Origin of the sequence: Streptomyces sp. NPDC008086 (genome assembly GCF_042957325.1) — a bacterium.
In the GTDB taxonomy this organism is placed as follows: Bacteria; Actinomycetota; Actinomycetes; order Streptomycetales; family Streptomycetaceae; genus Streptomyces.
Genome location: NZ_JBIBIA010000001.1, coordinates 726,386 through 742,777, shown reverse-complemented (window position 1 = coordinate 742,777; position 16,392 = coordinate 726,386). Strand labels below are relative to the sequence as shown.

Here is a 16,392-nt window from a genome sequence, read left to right as displayed (position 1 = left end):
TCGCGTTCACGTCCGTCCCCGGGTTCGCGTCGGCGCTGGGGTCCGTGCCCGGGGCTGGATGTGCTTCCGCACCCGTCACCGCGGCCGTGGCTCCGCCGACGTCTCTTTCGCCGTCAGGGCCAGGCCTCGCGTCCGCGCTGGGGTCCGCCCCCACCGTCCCGGCACCCGCGTCTCCGGCGTCGCCTCCACCCGTGCCCTCATCCCCGCCCCCGCCCCGACGCGTCGCCAGCACCCCCACCCGCAGCAGCACCCCGCAAGGGCAGCCCAGTTCCGGGTGGGGCCACTCGTTCTCGCGGTCGCAGGCGGGGCAGTGCACGGGGACCCATTCATCGTCCCAGGAACGGTGGACGACGGTCGTCGCGACGCCGCGGGGGTCGAGGGGCGGGGCGACAGGCGTGCCGCAGGCGCAGGGGTAGACGGGTGCCGCGTACAGGTGCTCCCGGCGGCAGGCCGGGCAGCGCAGCGGCACGCTCTCGGACATGGCCCACTCCAGGACGACCTCGTAGGGGGACAGCGCTCCCATCGTCCTCCAGGGGCGCCCGGTTGTCCGCCCCTTGACGGTCTTCGGCGACCCACCTACATTGCTTCCAGATAGTAGAAAAGTGTTTCCGCAATGCGGAAAGCAGTGCGGAACCGACATCGTCACGGAATTGCTCACCGCGGGGCGCGACGGGAGTGCGAATCCGACAGCCGAAGCAGGAGTACTCAATGGCTCGTATGACCGCTGCCCGAGCGGCAGTCGAGATCCTCAAGCGCGAGGGTGTCAGCAACGCGTTCGGCGTGCCGGGCGCGGCGATCAACCCCTTCTACGCGGCCCTCAAGGCCTCCGGGGGCATCAACCACACCCTCGCCCGCCACGTGGAGGGCGCCTCGCACATGGCCGAGGGCTACACGAGGACCCACCCGGGCAACATCGGCGTCTGCATCGGCACCTCCGGCCCGGCCGGCACCGACATGATCACCGGCCTGTACTCCGCGATCGGCGACTCCATCCCGATCCTGTGCATCACCGGCCAGGCACCGACCGCCGTGATCCACAAAGAGGACTTCCAGGCCGTCGACATCGCCTCGATCGCCAAGCCGGTCACGAAGATGGCGGTGACCGTCCTGGAGGCCGCACAGGTTCCCGGCGTCTTCCAGCAGGCCTTCCACCTGATGCGCTCCGGCCGTCCCGGCCCCGTCCTCATCGACCTGCCGATCGACGTCCAGCTCACCGAGATCGAGTTCGACCCGGAGACGTACGAGCCGCTCCAGGCGTACAAGCCGGCCGCGACCCGTGCCCAGATCGAGAAGGCGATCGCCCTCCTCAACGAGTCCGAGCGGCCGCTCATCGTCGCCGGCGGCGGTGTCATCAACGCCGACGCCGCCGAACTCCTCGTCGAGTTCGCCGAGCTGACCGGCACCCCGGTCGTCCCGACCCTCATGGGCTGGGGCCTGCTGCCCGACGACCACGAGCTGAACGCCGGCATGGTCGGCCTGCAGACCTCGCACCGCTACGGCAACGCGACCTTCCTGGAGTCCGACTTCGTCCTCGGCATCGGCAACCGCTGGGCCAACCGCCACACCGGCAAGCTCGACGTCTACACGGCCGGCCGCAAGTTCGTCCACGTCGACATCGAGCCCACCCAGATCGGCAAGATCTTCGCCCCGGACTACGGCATCGCGTCCGATGCGAAGGCGGCCCTGGAGCTGTTCGTGGTGGTCGCGCGGGAGCTGAGGGCGGCCGGCAAGCTGCCCGACCGCTCGGCGTGGGCCGCGTCCGCGCAGGAGCGCAAGGCCACCCTCCAGCGCCGTACGCACTTCGACGACATCCCGATCAAGCCGCAGCGTGTCTACGAGGAGATGAACAAGGCCTTCGGCCCGGAGACCCGGTACGTCTCCACCATCGGCCTCTCGCAGATCGCCGGCGCCCAGATGCTGCACGTCTTCAAGCCGCGGCACTGGATCAACTGCGGCCAGGCCGGCCCGCTCGGCTGGACCATCCCGGCCGCCCTGGGCGTCGCCAAGGCCGACCCGGAGGCGCAGGTCGTCGCCCTGTCCGGCGACTACGACTTCCAGTTCATGATCGAGGAACTGGCGGTCGGCGCGCAGCACAAGATCCCGTACGTCCATGTCCTCGTCAACAACTCCTACCTGGGCCTGATCCGCCAGGCGCAGCGGGCGTTCGACATCGACTTCCAGGTCAAGCTGGAGTTCGAGAACATCAACTCGCCCGAGCTCGGCGTCTATGGCGTCGACCACGTCAAGGTCGCCGAGGGCCTCGGCTGCAAGGCGATCCGCGTGACCGACCCGGCGGAGCTCGGCGCGGCCCTGGAGCAGGCCAAGAAGCTCGCCGCCGAGCACCAGGTGCCGGTCGTCGTCGAGGCGATCCTGGAACGGGTCACCAACATCTCCATGTCGACCACCAACGACATCAGCAACGTCGTCGAGTTCGAGGAGCTCGCGACGGAGCCGGAGCACGCGCCCACGTCCATCAAGACCCTGAAGGTCTGACGCGCCCGCTCCGTCCGCCCGGACACAGAAGGGGCGGTCCAGCCGAAAGGCTGGACCGCCCCTTTTCCGTGCTCCCCCGTGACACTTGCTCCCCCGTGGAGGCCCGCCGCCCCCGTGTCGGCGGGCCTCGTGTGAGAACAATGTGCCCGGCACCGGGGACGGTTGAAGCCTCCCGGCGTGTGTTCAGAGGTTGATTTGAGGGTTGCGTAGCCGGCGTACGACCACTGGCGTACGCCGGCAGGCTCGGGAGACCGTCCACCGGTCGGGAGCCGACGCCTCGCCGGTCCGCCCACCCGGAGGGGTACGCCGAAGAGCGCCGGGTACGGGACCGTCCGTACCCGGCGCTCTTCGGCCGGTGAGGTATGCGGTTGTGGCCGTCCGACGGTGCGAGGCTGGGCGCGACAGGACGTTCGCGCCGCCGGACGGGGTCTGGAGAGGCTCGGGACCGCGGCGGCAGCGACGGAACCGGGGGCTCCTTCCCTCTGGTCGAGAAGGAGGCCCGGACCTTCACCACCGCACTGGCTCGCACGCCGCCGCGGTCCTCACGTTGCCCGCGTCCCGTTGCCGGTCGACCACCCCTCATCCGGGTCGATCGGCGGTGTGGCGCGGGCGATGCGTCCGGCTCATGACCTCCCGTCAGGAGACGGACGCAGTCTGGTGGTTCAGTCCTCGCGCAGGGCGCGGACCGCCTCCTCCACGCGCTTGCCGTACTCGGGGTCGGCGGCGTGGAAGTGGGCCAGGTTCTTCTCGATCACGTCGTCGCGGGACACCTGGGACAGGCCGCCGGCGATGTTCGCGATCAGGCGGGACCTCTCCTCGACGGACATGAGGCGGTACAGCTCGCCCGCCTGGAAGAAGTCGTCGTCCTTGGTGTGCAGCGGGGTCTCGTGGGTGCCGGTGTGGCCGGTCACCGCCAGCGGGGCCGACAGGGGGCGGCCGGTCTCCACCGGGCCGTCGTAGGAGTTCGGCTCGTAGTTCTTCGCCCCGCGGCCCTGGGAGTTGGTCGCCATGAGACCGTCACGGCCGTAGTTCTGCGCGGTCGTCGCCTTCGGGGCGTTCACCGCGAGCTGGGTGTGGTTCACGCCCAGGCGGTAGCGGTGCGCGTCCGCGTAGGCGAACAGCCGGCCCTGGAGCATCTTGTCGGGGGAGGGGCCGATGCCCGGCACGAAGTTGTTCGGGGAGAACGCGGCCTGCTCGACCTCGGCGAAGACGTTGTCCGGGTTGCGGTCGAGGACAAGACGGCCCACGCGCCGCAGCGGGTAGTCCTTGTGCGGCCAGACCTTGGTGAGGTCGAACGGGTTGAAGCGGTAGTCGGCGGCCTCGGCGGCCGGCATGAGCTGGACGTACAGCGTCCACGAGGGGTGCACGCCCCGCTCGATGGCCTGCAGCAGGTCCGTCTGGTGGGAGCCCGGGTCCTTGCCCGCGAGCTCGGCGCCCTGCTCGGCGCTCAGGCAGCGCACGCCCTGGTTGGTCTTGAAGTGGTACTTGACGAAGAAGGCCTCGCCGTCGGCGTTCGTCCACTGGTAGGTGTGCGAGCCGTAGCCGTTCATGTGGCGGTACGACGCCGGGATGCCGCGGTCGCCCATCAGCCAGGTCACCTGGTGCGTGGCCTCCGGGGCGTGCGCCCAGAAGTCCCAGACGTTGTCCGGCTCCTGACGGCCCGTGAACGGGTCGCGCTTCTGCGAGTGGATGAAGTCGGGGAACTTGATCGGGTCCTTGATGAAGAACACCGGGGTGTTGTTGCCGACGAGGTCGTAATTGCCCTCGGCCGTATAGAACTTGACCGCGAAACCGCGCGGGTCGCGCACCGCGTCCGCGCCGCCGAGGCTGTCGGCCACGGTCGAGAAGCGCAGGAACACCTCGGTCCGCTTGCCCACCGCGCTCAGGAAGTCGGCGTGGGTGAAGCCGGTGACGTCGTCGGTCACCTCGAAGTGACCGTACGCGCCGGAGCCCCGGGCGTGCACCACGCGCTCCGGGATCCGTTCGCGGTTGAAGCGCGCCAGCTTCTCCAGCAGGTGCTGGTCCTGGAGGAGGAGCGGGCCGCCGACGCCGGCGGAGGCGGAGTTCTGGTTGTCGGCGACCGGGGCGCCGGCCTCGGTCGTGAGCACGCGCTTCGACATCGTGGACCTTCCGTGCGGTGGCACTTCCGTGCTGGTGGCAGCGGAAAACTATTTCCGCTTGATGGAGCCTAGAAGTGGGAGAATCTGAACGTCAACAGTTTGTTGAAGTTGTTTGCAGCGGTTGATTCCGGGCGGCGCCCCCGCCTGGGCGCGACAGGACAGGTGTCAGCGGGGGCGCCGCCCGGAAGTCTCGGAGTGGGTCAGACCTGGGCGCCGGAGAGGCGCTCCACGGCCCGCAGCAGAGCCGAGTGGTCCAGGCCGCCGTCGCCCTGCGCACGCAGGGACGCGACCAGCTGGGCGACCACGGCGCCGACGGGCAGGGCGGCGCCGACATTGCGGGCGGCGTCGGTGACGATGCCCATGTCCTTGTGGTGCAGGTCGATGCGGAAACCGGGCTTGAAGTCGCGGTTCAGGAAGTTGTCCTTCTTCCGCGTCAGCACGGTCGAGCCGGCCAGGCCGCCGTTGAGGACGTCCAGCGCGGCCGTCAGGTCCACGCCGGACTTCTCCAGGAAGACCACGGCCTCGGCGCACGCCTGGATGTTCACGGCGACGATCAGCTGGTTGGCCGCCTTCACGGTCTGACCCGAGCCGTGCGGACCGCACAGCACGATCGTCTTGCCGAGGGCGTCGAGGATCGGCTTCGCGGCGTCGAAGTCGGCCTGCTCGCCACCGACCATGATCGACAGCACGGCCTCGATGGCGCCGGCCTCACCACCGGACACCGGGGCGTCCAGCACGCGGATGCCCTTGTCCTTGGCGGCCTTCGCCAGGTCGACCGAGGTCTGCGGGGTGATCGAGGACATGTCGATCAGCAGCGCGCCGGACTTCGCGTTCTCCAGGATGCCGTCGGGGCCGTAGGAGATGGCCTCGACCTGCGGAGAGGCCGGCACCATCGTGATGACGACGTCGGCGTCCCGCACGGCCTCGGCGATCGAGGCGGCGGCCTTACCGCCGGCGGCGGCGAGTCGGTCCAGCTTGTCCTGCTCCAGCGTGAAGCCGGTGACCTGGTAGCCCGCCTTGATCAGGTTCTCGGACATGGGGGAGCCCATGATGCCGAGGCCTATCCAGGCGATCTTGGGGAGGTTGCTCATGATGGGGTACCTCTCTGAACTGCTGTGGTGCGCAAACGAATAGATGCCGGTCAGCGAAATGCAGCCCGTCCGGCGTTTGAGGACGAGGCCCTTTCGGGCCGAAGCGGGGGTCTGGGGGCGGCAGCCCCCAGGGACGGCGCCGTCAGCGGCCGGCGCGCTGCTCGACCGGCAGCCAGTCGAACGCCTCCGCGCTGGGCTTGTCGCCGGGCTTGTACTCAAGGCCGACCCAGCCCTCGTAGCCCGCCTTGGCCAGCTGATCGAGCAGCTCCTCAAGCGGCAGCGCCCCCGTGCCGGGCGCGCCGCGCCCCGGGTTGTCGGCGATCTGCACATGGCCGGTCTTCGCGGCGTACTTCTCGATCACCGCCGGCAGGTCCTCGCCGTTCATGGACAGGTGGTACAGGTCCATGAGGAACTTCGCGTTGCCCAGCCCCGTCGCCCCGTTGACCTTGTCGACGATGCCGATGCCGGCCGGGGCGCTGACCAGCGGGTACAGCGGCGACTCCGGCTTGTTCAGCGTCTCGATCAGCAGGATCGCGCCGATGCGGTCGGCCGCCCGGGCCGCGAGGACCAGGTTCTCCAGCGCGAGCGCGTCCTGCTCGGCCGGATCCACGCCCTCGACGCGGTTGCCGTACAGGGCGTTGAGCGCCTTGCAGCCGAGCGACTGGGCGAAGTCGGCCACCACGTCGATGTTGGCGCGGAACCTCTCCGACTCCTCGCCCGGGACCGACAGGGCGCCGCGGTCGGGGCCGGGCAGCTGACCGGCGTAGAAGTTCAGCCCGGTGAGCTGGACGCCCGCGTCCTCGATGGCCTTCCTCAGGGCGTCGAGCTCGGACTGCTCGGGGGTGGGGGAGTCGACCCAGGGCCACCACAGCTCGACCGCGGTGAAGCCGGCCGCGGCGGCGGCCGCGGGACGCTCCAGGAGCGGGAGTTCCGTGAAGAGGATCGACAGGTTGACGTTGAAGCGCTGCTCTGCGAATCCCATCGCCGGCGCTCCCTTCCGTGTCGAGATTCCATATTGCGGAAGTTAGTTTCTGCGTACTGGAAGATTGCCGTTGTGTGTCCCGGCTTGTCAAGAGGGCTCGGCGGAAGGCGGTACCGCGCGTTAGGTTGACCGCGTGCGATTGAGAGTGGAGTTCACGACCGAGCCCTTCGATCTCGACGAGGCGCCCGCGCACGCGCTGGCGGCCCGTGAGGTCATCGAGGCGGCCGCGCTGGACGCGGTCGACGTCGGTCCGTTCGGCAACACGGCGGAGGGCGGTGCCGACACCGTGCTCACCGCGGTGGACGCCCTGCTGCGCAGAAGCCTGGAGGCCGGCGCCACCCGGATCTCCCTCCAGCTCAACGTGGTCGGGGAGGGCGAGGAGTGACCGGCGCCGGGGACGAGCCCTTCATCGCGGCCGTGAAGCCGCTGGTCGACGCCATGGGCGGCGAGATACTCCCGCCCGACGAGGCCGGCCCCGAGGACGTCGTGCTCTCCTGGCAGGGCGCCGACGTCGTCGCCGTACGGCTGCCCCAGCTCGCCGACTCCCTGGACCACATCCTGGCCGCCATGGAGCGCAGGAAGGGTCGGCCCTTGGCCGACCTGGACCGCAAGGCCAAACAGGAGGTCGTACGGATACTGGAGGCGCGGGGTGCCTTCTCCGTGCGGCACGGCGTGGAGACCGTGGCGAGCGCCCTCGGGGTGAGCCGCTTCACCGTCTACAACTACCTGAACCGGGACAAGAACGCCTGACGGGTACCGGCAGGGGCCCCCGGTTTCGTAACCGCGAATTTTCAACAAAGTGTTGACGTCTCGTCGTCGTAGGGCGTTAGCTATCGGCACGCCCGTTCAGTACGAAGGCCCTGCGCGGCCACGGAGGCTCCCGTGACGTCGAATTCCACGCCCCCGGGCCTGACCCGGTTCAACGCCCTGGAGGAGCACGCGGCGTTCGCCGCTCTCCACGAGGCGTGCGCCTCCACGGCATGGGCGAAGCGGCTGCTCGCCGCCCGCCCCTACGCCACCGCCGACGACCTCTACGAGGCCAGTGACGCCGCCATGGCCGAGCTGACCGCCGAGGACCTGGCCGAGGCGATGGCCGGGCACCCGCCGATCGGCCGCCCCAAGCCGGGCGACCCGACCTCGGCCCGGGAGCAGCGCGGCATGGCCGGCGCCTCCGAGGAGCTCAGAGCGGAGATGCTCGAACTCAACCTGGCCTACCAGGACAGGTTCGGCCATGTCTTCCTGATCTGCGCCACCGGCCGGACCGGCGAGCAGATGCGCGACGCGGTCAAGGAGCGGATCGGCAACTCGCCGGAGCAGGAGCGGGAGATCGTCCGCGCCGAGCTGGGCAAGATCAACCGTATCCGGCTCGCCCGCATCGTCGAAGAGGAAGCCTGACCCATGAGCACCAGCACCACCGCTTCCGTGTCCACACACATCCTGGACACCAGCGTCGGCCGCCCCGCCGAGGGCGTCGCCATCCAGCTCGCCGCCCGCTCCGGGCGTGCCGAGGACTGGCAGGCACTCGGCGGCTCCGCGACCGACGCGGACGGGCGGTGCAAGGACCTCCCGGCGCTGCCGGAGGGGACCACACACGTACGGCTCGACTTCGCCGTCGAGCCGTACTTCGAGAAGAAGCAAGCCGATGCGCAGCAGGACGCCCCCGCGAATCGGGACAGCGGTGCCGTGTTCTTCCCCGAGGTGGCGATCACCTTCGCCGTGACACCCGGGGAGCACTACCACGTGCCGCTGCTGCTCAACCCGTTCGGCTACTCCGTTTACCGAGGGAGCTAGCAGACATGCCCACGATCCTGGGACAGAACCAGTACGGCAAGGCCGAGAACCGAGTCGTAAAGATCACGCGGGACGGCGCCACCCACCACATCAAGGACCTGAACGTCTCCGTCGCCCTCTCCGGCGACATGGACGAGGTCCACTACTCCGGCTCGAACGCCAACGTCCTGCCGACCGACACCACCAAGAACACGGTGTACGCGTTCGCCAAGGAGTACGGCATCGAGTCGGCCGAGCAGTTCGGCATCCACCTCGCCCGTCACTTCGTCACCTCGCAGGAGCCGATCCACCAGGCCCGGATCCGGATCGAGGAGTACGCCTGGGAGCGGATCGAGGCCTCTGACGCCAACTCGCAGTTCATCGGCGCAGACGAGGTCAAGCACTCCTTCGTCCGCAAGGGCCAGGAGACGCGGGTCACGCAGATCACCTACGACGGTGAGAAGTGGGAGGTCGTCTCGGGCCTCAAGGACCTCGTCGTGATGAACTCGACCAACTCCGAATTCTGGGGCTACGTCAAGGACAAGTACACGACGCTCAAGGAGGCGTACGACCGCATCCTGGCCACGCAGGTCTCCGGCCGCTGGCGGTTCAACTGGACCGACGACGACCAGCGGATGCCCAACTGGGAGAAGTCCTACGAGCAGACCAAGAAGCACATGCTCCAGGCCTTCGCCGAGACGTACTCGCTCTCCCTGCAGCAGACCCTGTACCAGATGGGCTCGCGCATCATCAACAACCGCAGCGAGATCGACGAGGTCCGCTTCTCACTGCCGAACAAGCACCACTTCCTCGTCGACCTGGAGCCCTTCGGGCTGAAGAACGACAACGAGGTGTACTTCGCCGCCGACCGCCCCTACGGCCTGATCGAGGCCACCATCCTGCGGGACGGCTGCGAGGCGAAGATCCCGATGGACCTCACCAACCTCTGATCCATCCCCTTTCGGCACCCGTGACCGGGGAACCCGCCTCCCCGCGGACCCGGCTCCCCGGTCACGGCACTCAAACTCCCGGGGTCCTGCCGTGCCCTCTCCGATCAGCACAACTCCCGTGAAAAAGGGGCGAACCATGGCAGCAGCCCAGCGCATCGTCATCGAGAACTGTTCGATCGCGACCGTCGACGCACACGACACCGAGTACGCGACCGGGCACGTCGTCATCGCCGACAACCGCATCGAGTCGCTCGGCGCGGGCAAGGCTCCCGAGGGCCTGGAGAACGTCGTACGCCGTATCGACGCCACCGGGCACCTGGTCACCCCCGGCCTGGTCAACACCCACCACCACTTCTACCAGTGGATCACCCGGGGCCTGGCCACCGACCACAACCTCTTCAACTGGCTCGTCGCCCTCTACCCGACCTGGGCGCGCATCGACGAGCAGATGGTGCGCTCGGCCGCGCAGGGCTCGCTGGCGATGATGGCCCGCGGTGGCGTGACGACCGCCATGGACCACCACTACGTCTACCCGCAGGGCTCCGGCGACCTCTCCGGCGCCATCATCGGTGCCGCCCGCGACATGGGCGTCCGCTTCACCCTGGCCCGCGGCTCCATGGACCGCAGCGAGAAGGACGGCGGACTGCCCCCGGACTTCGCCGTCGAGACCCTCGAAGGCGCGCTCGCCGGGACCGAGGAGACCGTCAAGCGGCACCACGACGCCTCCTTCGACGCGATGACCCAGGTCGCCGTCGCCCCCTGCTCCCCCTTCTCCATCTCCACCGAGCTCCTGAAGCAGGGCGCCGAGCTCGCCCGCCGCCTCGGCGTGCGCATGCACACCCACGGTTCGGAGACCGTGGAGGAGGAGAAGTTCTGCCACGAGCTGTTCGGCATGGGCCCGACCGACTACTTCGAGTCCACCGGCTGGCTCGGCGAGGACGTGTGGATGGCGCACTGCGTCCACATGAACGACTCCGACATCGCCGCCTTCGCCCGCACGAAGACCGGCGTCGCCCACTGCCCGTCCTCCAACGCCCGCCTCGCGGCCGGCATCGCCCGCGTCCCCGACATGCTCGCGGCCGGCGTCCCGGTAGGCCTCGGCGTCGACGGCACCGCCTCCAACGAGTCCGGCGAACTGCACACCGAACTGCGCAACGCCCTCCTCATCAACCGCCTCGGCGCCCACCGCGAGGCCGCCCTCAACGCCCGACAGGCGCTGCGGCTCGGCACGTACGGCGGCGCCCAGGTCCTCGGCCGGTCCGCCGAGATCGGCTCGCTGGAGCCGGGCAAGCTCGCCGACCTCGTGCTGTGGAAGCTGGACACCCTCGCCCACGCCTCCATCGCCGACCCGGTGACCGCCCTGGTCTTCGGCGCGGCCGCCCCGGTCACCGCATCGTTCGTCAACGGCCGGCAGATCGTCGAGAACGGGCGGCTGCTCACGGCCGACGAGGACGCCATCGCCCGCTCGACGCGGGACGAGGCCCAGCGCCTGGCGCGGATCGCCGCGCGGGCCTGAGCCGTCGAAGAACTCCGGTCGGGAGGGACGGCTCCCGACCGGTGGCCGTGGACCCGAGCGGGGTCCATGGCGGCCGTCTCCGGGGCGCGCGTGAACGCGTGCGCCCCGGAACGGTCTCCGTTTCCCCCCGGAACGGGCCCGTCCCCCGGTCCCGCACGACCGCGCACCACCTCCCTGAAACCCACGTCAGAGACGCCGTGTAACCGACCGGAGGAGATCCGCTGTGCCCGCCCACCCCGTTCACCCCGTCGACGAGAAACTCCCCGCCCTGAAAATGGCGACCACCGGCCTGCAACACGTGGCCGCCATGTACGCGGGAGTCGTCGCCCCACCCCTGATCGTCGGCGCCGCCATCGGCCTCAGCGCCACCGACCTGACCTTCCTCACCGGCGCCTGCCTCTTCACCGCGGGCCTGGCCACCTTCCTGCAGACCCTCGGCATCTGGAAGATCGGCGCCCGGCTGCCGTTCGTCAACGGCGTCACCTTCGCCGGCGTCGCCCCCATGACCGCGATCGTCGCGTCCACCGACGACAAGTCCGACGCGCTGCCGGTCATCTTCGGCGCGGTCATCGTCGCCGGCCTCCTCGGCTTCCTCGCCGCCCCCTTCTTCAGCAAGGCGGTCCGCTTCTTCCCACCCGTGGTCACCGGCACGGTCATCACGCTGATCGGCATCTCCCTCCTGCCGGTCGCCTTCGGCTGGGCACAGGGACCCGACCCCGCGGCCCACGACTACGGTTCGGCGACGAACCTGGGCCTGGCGGCCGGAACCCTGCTCATAGTGCTGCTGCTGCGCCGCTTCACCACCGGCTTCGTCAAGCAGATCGCCGTGCTGCTCGGCCTGGTCGCGGGCACGCTGATCGCGATCCCGTTCGGCGTCACGGACTTCGGACCCGTCGCGAACGCGGACGTCATCGGCTTCCCGACCCCGTTCCACTTCGGCGCCCCGCAGTTCCAGCTCGCCGCGATCGTCTCGCTGTGCGTGGTCATGGTGGTGTCGATGACCGAGTCGACGGCCGACATGCTGGCGCTCGGCGAGATCGTCGACCGCCCGGCCGACGAGAAGACCATCGCGGCCGGCCTGCGCGCCGACACCCTGGGCTCGGCGATCAGCCCGCTGTTCAACGGCTTCATGTGCAGCGCCTTCGCGCAGAACATCGGCCTGGTCGCGATGACGAAGATCCGCAGCCGGTACGTCGTCGCCGTCGGCGGCGGCTTCCTGGTGCTGATGGGCCTGTGCCCGATGGCGGCCTCGCTCATCGCGGTCGTACCGCGCCCGGTGCTCGGCGGCGCGGGCGTCGTCCTCTTCGGTTCGGTCGCCGCGAGCGGCATCCAGACCCTCGTCCGGGCCGGCCTCGACAAGGACAACAACGTCCTGATCGTCGCCGTCTCGCTCGCCGTCGGCATCGTCCCGATCACCGCGCCGGAGTTCTACCACGCCTTCCCGGAGACGGCGCGGATCGTCCTCGACTCCGGCATCTCCACGGGCTGTGTCGCGGCGGTCCTGCTCAACCTGGTCTTCAACCACCTCGGCAGGGGCGGCCGGGACGCCCAGGACGTCACCCACCCGATGGAGGCGGGAGAGGAGATCACCGGGACGACGACCCGGGCCCCCGCCACTCCCTGAGGGCGGTGAACGGCTCCGTCTGCCAGGTGGCCGGAGCCTTCCCCATCCGAATTCCGCTTAGGCTTCTCTCTCGGTCAACTCATGGTTGACCCGGGGTTCAGGGGACTGAGGGGAGCCAGGGGATGAGGGGGGACGCGGGCCGATGAGCAACGCGACCGAGGTGTTCCAGCCACTCCAGGCGGACGACCCGTCCGTAGTGGCCGGATACCGTCTCGTCGCCCGGCTGGGCGCGGGGGGCATGGGCCGGGTCTATCTGTCGCACACCCAGGGCGGCCGGCCGGTGGCGATCAAGGTGGTACGGCCGGAGCTGGCCGACGACCCGGCCTTCCGGCGGCGGTTCCGCCGGGAGGTGGAGGCGGCACGACGGGTCCGCGGCGCGTACACCGCCGAGCTGATCGACGCCGACACGGACGGCATACCGCCCTGGCTGGCCACGCTGTACGTGCCCGGGCCCTCCCTGACGGAGGCCGTGGCCCGGAGCGGCCCGCTGCCGGTGTCCGCCGTGCTGTGGCTGATGGCGGGGGTCGCCGAGGCGCTCCAGGCCATCCACGGGGCGGGCATCGTGCACCGGGACCTGAAGCCGTCGAACGTGCTGCTGGCCGCCGACGGGCCCCGGGTGATCGACTTCGGCATCTCGCTGGCCGCGGACCTCAGCTCCCACACCGCCACCGGCTCCACCGTCGGCACGCCCCACTTCATGGCTCCCGAGCAGGCCGCCGGGGGCGAGGTCACGGCCGCGACCGATGTCTTCGCACTGGGCCAGACCGCGGCGTTCGCGGCCCTGGGCCGACCGCTGTACGGGGAGGGATCAGCGGTCGGCGTGCTCTACCGCATCGTGCACGACGAACCGGACCTGTCCGTCCTGCCCGAGCCGCTCCGCCCTCTGTTCGCCCGGTGCCTGGCCGCCGACCCGCAGGAGCGGGCCACCTTGGCGGAGGTCGTCGAGTGGTGCCGACGGCGACTGGGCGCGGACGCCGACGCGGGTGCGGGGCCCACCGTCTGGCGGGACGTCATGGGGCCGGAGGTGACGGTCCCGTCGCCCGTGCCGGACCCCACCCGGATGCTGCACACGCGGCCGTTGGTGGTCACCCGGCCGCAGCGGACGGGGCCAGACGATCGACGGGCCCGCAGACGGCGTACGGCACTGGTCACGATCGCGGCCGTGATGGCAGGGGCGCTGGTGCTGACGGGCTTCGCGTGGATGGTCTCGGAGGCGGGGGGCAGGTTCCGGGACTGGGTCGCGGGCGCGCAGGCGACGTCCGGCGCGGGGGAGTCCGAAGGGTCGCCGGGGGACGGGCCGGAGTCGTCGTCATCGGCCTCCGCGCCGAGGTCGTCGGACGGTGCCGGGGCGGCGGGAACCGGTGACAGGACGCCGGAACCGTCGAAGCCCGCCCCGACGAGGTCCGCTTCACCGCAAGTCCTCACTCATGCCCCCGCGTTGCTGAACACGGAGACATCACTGAGCTTCGAGAGGCCGCTCTGGCGCGAGGACCGCAAGGGCGACATCCGTCTCGACTGCGAGGGCTCCAGCTGCGCGATCGAGAGTGACACCAGCGTGTTCCTCCAGATGTTCGGCAGTTCGGGCACCACCCTCGACGAATGCCGTCTCCTGCTGGGCGGTGCCGACAAACACCGCTGGACGCTGGCCTCCGTGGCGGCCGGCACCGAGATCTGCGTCAAGCACCCGTCCGGGGACATCGCGCTGCTCGTGGTCCAGACGAAGTCGACGGCGCTGCCGGAGCTCGCCTTTCTCAGCCTGGACATGACGGTCTGGAAGAAGGCCGCCTAGTCGCACCGCGATGCCCCCGCGGTCGGGTCACCGGGTGAAGGTCACCCGGTTCTCCTTCAGGGCGCCGCAGTTGGAGCCCGTCACCTGCACGTACACGTTCTTGATGTGACCGCCCCAGTCCACGCAGTGCGCCTTGCCGTAGACGTAGGTCGGTCCCGCGTACGACGTGTACTGACCGTAGTCCTCGTCGTACTCCTCGGTGTCGGACACGTAGATCCACGCCGACATGTCCATGACGGTGCCCGGGTTGTTGCGGATGGTCGCCACGCAGTTCTTGCCGTTGGACGCGTTGTACGTGAGGTAGATGGTGCCCAGCGAGCCGACGGCCGCCGAGTTCACCGTCTTGTAGCTGCTCCCGCAGACCTTCTGCGGGGTGGTGTTGGGCGCGGCGGAGGCGGGCGCCGTGAGGGCGGCCGTGGTGCCCACCGTCAGGGCCGCCAACGCGGCAGCGGACAGGACAGAACGTGCGTATCGCATATTTCCCCCTGGTCTCCATTGGAGGTGGTTGCTCCTGCATGGTGTGACCCACCGGGTATGCGAATGGTTGTACTCAGTTCTGACGCTTCCTCAACAGGGTCGCCGCCAGCACCAGTGCTCCCGCCGCGATCAACGTCCCTACCTGGAAGGCGAGTTGGTAACCGGCCGCCGTGGCCGCCACCGGCTCGGCGCCTCCCGCGAGCAGACCATCGGTGTGACTGGCCGCCAGCACCGACAGCACCGCGAGGCCCAGCGAACCACCCACCACCTGTGTGGTGTTGAAGACCCCGGACGCCAACCCCGCGTCCTCCGCGCGGGCCCCCGCCATCGCCAGCCCGGTGAGCGCGGGCATCGCGGCGGCGAACCCGGTGGCGAGCAGCAGCAGCGGCGGGAGTACGTCGATGGCGTACGAGCCGTGGACCGGCGCCCGGCTCAGCAGCGCCATGCCCGCCACGATGAGCGCCAGCCCGGCCAGCAGCACCCGGTAGGCCCCGAACCGGCCGACGGTACGGGCGGACAGCCCCAGCATCAGCACCCCGATGGCGACCGGCGCCGGCAGGAACGCGGTGCCGGTGAGCAACTCGCCGTAGCCCAGGACGCGTTGGAGGTAGAGCGCGCCGATGAACTGGAAGCCGTACATCGTGGCGATCATCAGCATCTGGACGGCGTTCGCACCGCTCAGCAGCCGGGAGCCGAACAGCCCCAGCCGCAGCAGTGGACGCGCGGCCCGCGTCTGGCGGAGCGTGAACGCCACGAACAGGGTGAGGGCCAGGGTCGCCAGGAGGAGAGTGGCGGTGAGATCGCGGTCGCCGGCGCCGACGATGACGTACACCGTGAGCATCAGCGCGCCGGTGATCAGGGCCGCGCCCGGGTAGTCGGCGCCCTTGCCGAGTCCGGCGCCACGGTCAGTCGCCAGGACGCGCACCGCCGCGAGCCAGGCCGCGACGCCGATCGGCAGGTTGATCAGGAAGATCCAGTGCCAGTTCAGCGCCTCGGTCAGCGCCCCGCCGAGAAAGGTGCCGAGCGCCCCGCCCGCCGCGCCGACCGCGCTGAACACCGCGATGGCACGGGCCTGTTCGCGCGGCTCCGGGAACAGGGCGACCAGCATGCCGAGCACCACCGCCGACGTCATCGCCCCGCCCACGCCCTGCAGGGCCCGCGCCGCGATCAGCACGCCCTGCTCGGTCGCCACCCCGCACAGCACGGAGGCCGCGGTGAACACGGCGAGCCCCGCCGTGAACATCCGCTTGCGGCCGACCAGGTCACCGAGCCGGCCGACGAGCAGGAGCAGCCCGCCGAACGGGATCAGATAGGCGTTGACGACCCAGGCGAGACCCGGCCCCGAGAAGCCGAGGTCGCTCTGGATGGCCGGCATGGCGACGGTGACGATGTTGCCGTCCAGGATCGTCATCAGCGTCCCCGCGCACAGGACGACGAGGGACGACCAGCGGGAGTACGTCCGGGGGGACGCCGTGGGCGCCGGTGCTTGCAGCGTGGTCGACATGGCCGGTTGGCCTCCGCATTCTCCGTAGAACCCGCGGTGCACCGTGGAGCCCTTGGTGCACGACTTGTAACGGGGT

General features: G+C 70.0%; 14 protein-coding genes. 9 read left to right on the top strand and 5 right to left on the bottom strand.

Annotation, left to right across the window (positions count from 1 at the left end; all coding sequences use genetic code 11):
* Positions 1–708: 708 nt before the first annotated feature.
* Positions 709–2,493: a glyoxylate carboligase gene (gene gcl / locus ACFZBP_RS03325; protein WP_391409565.1), complete on the top strand. Its 1,785-nt coding sequence runs from the start codon at positions 709–711 to the stop codon at positions 2,491–2,493.
* Positions 2,494–3,155: 662 nt separating this feature from the next.
* Here the strand turns inward: gcl and ACFZBP_RS03320 are convergent.
* The 3 genes from ACFZBP_RS03320 to ACFZBP_RS03310 form a co-directional block, all read right to left on the bottom strand.
* Positions 3,156–4,613, bottom strand: a complete 1,458-nt coding sequence (locus ACFZBP_RS03320; RefSeq protein WP_391409564.1) for a catalase — start codon at positions 4,611–4,613, stop codon at positions 3,156–3,158.
* Positions 4,614–4,813: 200 nt separating this feature from the next.
* Complete coding sequence (locus ACFZBP_RS03315; RefSeq protein ID WP_391409563.1) at positions 4,814–5,704, bottom strand: 2-hydroxy-3-oxopropionate reductase; 891 nt, start codon at positions 5,702–5,704, stop codon at positions 4,814–4,816.
* Positions 5,705–5,846: 142 nt separating this feature from the next.
* Positions 5,847–6,686 carry a TIM barrel protein gene (locus ACFZBP_RS03310; protein ID WP_391409562.1) on the bottom strand — a complete coding sequence of 280 codons (840 nt, stop codon included), beginning with the start codon at positions 6,684–6,686 and terminating at the stop codon, positions 5,847–5,849.
* Positions 6,687–6,819: 133 nt separating this feature from the next.
* On the opposite strand from ACFZBP_RS03310, the gene ACFZBP_RS03305 reads away from it, so the two are divergent.
* The 8 genes from ACFZBP_RS03305 to ACFZBP_RS03270 all read left to right on the top strand — a co-directional run bounded on the left by ACFZBP_RS03305 (position 6,820) and on the right by ACFZBP_RS03270 (position 14,335).
* Positions 6,820–7,071: a thiamine-binding protein gene (locus tag ACFZBP_RS03305; RefSeq protein ID WP_217207344.1), complete on the top strand. Its 252-nt coding sequence runs from the start codon at positions 6,820–6,822 to the stop codon at positions 7,069–7,071.
* Complete coding sequence (locus tag ACFZBP_RS03300) at positions 7,068–7,436, top strand: helix-turn-helix domain-containing protein (protein WP_383446774.1); 369 nt, start codon at positions 7,068–7,070, stop codon at positions 7,434–7,436. Before ACFZBP_RS03305 ends, ACFZBP_RS03300 begins: the two co-directional genes overlap by 4 nt.
* Before the next feature lie 132 nt (positions 7,437–7,568).
* Entirely contained in the window at positions 7,569–8,081 is a 513-nt protein-coding gene (gene uraD / locus ACFZBP_RS03295) for a 2-oxo-4-hydroxy-4-carboxy-5-ureidoimidazoline decarboxylase (RefSeq protein ID WP_383446777.1), read from the top strand.
* A 3-nt stretch (positions 8,082–8,084) separates the two neighbouring features.
* The gene (uraH, locus tag ACFZBP_RS03290; protein WP_383446780.1) at positions 8,085–8,477 is read left to right on the top strand and encodes a hydroxyisourate hydrolase; all 393 of its coding nucleotides are present in this window, start codon (positions 8,085–8,087) and stop codon (positions 8,475–8,477) included.
* 5 nt (positions 8,478–8,482) lie between these two features.
* A complete protein-coding gene (gene pucL / locus ACFZBP_RS03285; protein ID WP_383446785.1) occupies positions 8,483–9,406 on the top strand; it encodes a factor-independent urate hydroxylase in 924 nt (307 codons plus the stop codon).
* 136 nt (positions 9,407–9,542) lie between these two features.
* On the top strand, positions 9,543–10,922 hold the full coding sequence (locus tag ACFZBP_RS03280; protein ID WP_383446790.1) for an 8-oxoguanine deaminase: 1,380 nt from the start codon (positions 9,543–9,545) through the stop codon (positions 10,920–10,922).
* A gap of 223 nt (positions 10,923–11,145) precedes the next feature.
* Positions 11,146–12,546 (top strand): solute carrier family 23 protein, encoded by a 1,401-nt coding sequence (locus ACFZBP_RS03275; protein WP_391409561.1) that lies wholly within the window; start codon positions 11,146–11,148, stop codon positions 12,544–12,546.
* Between the two features lie 142 nt (positions 12,547–12,688).
* The gene (locus tag ACFZBP_RS03270) at positions 12,689–14,335 is read left to right on the top strand and encodes a serine/threonine-protein kinase (protein WP_383446800.1); all 1,647 of its coding nucleotides are present in this window, start codon (positions 12,689–12,691) and stop codon (positions 14,333–14,335) included.
* A gap of 27 nt (positions 14,336–14,362) precedes the next feature.
* On the opposite strand, the gene ACFZBP_RS03265 is transcribed toward ACFZBP_RS03270, so the two are convergent.
* Both ACFZBP_RS03265 and ACFZBP_RS03260 read right to left on the bottom strand, forming a co-directional pair.
* Positions 14,363–14,812 (bottom strand): spore-associated protein, encoded by a 450-nt coding sequence (locus tag ACFZBP_RS03265; protein WP_391409560.1) that lies wholly within the window; start codon positions 14,810–14,812, stop codon positions 14,363–14,365.
* Positions 14,813–14,885: 73 nt separating this feature from the next.
* Positions 14,886–16,316, bottom strand: coding sequence for an MFS transporter (locus ACFZBP_RS03260; protein WP_391409559.1), 1,431 nt, complete (start codon positions 16,314–16,316; stop codon positions 14,886–14,888).
* Positions 16,317–16,392: the final 76 nt, after the last annotated feature.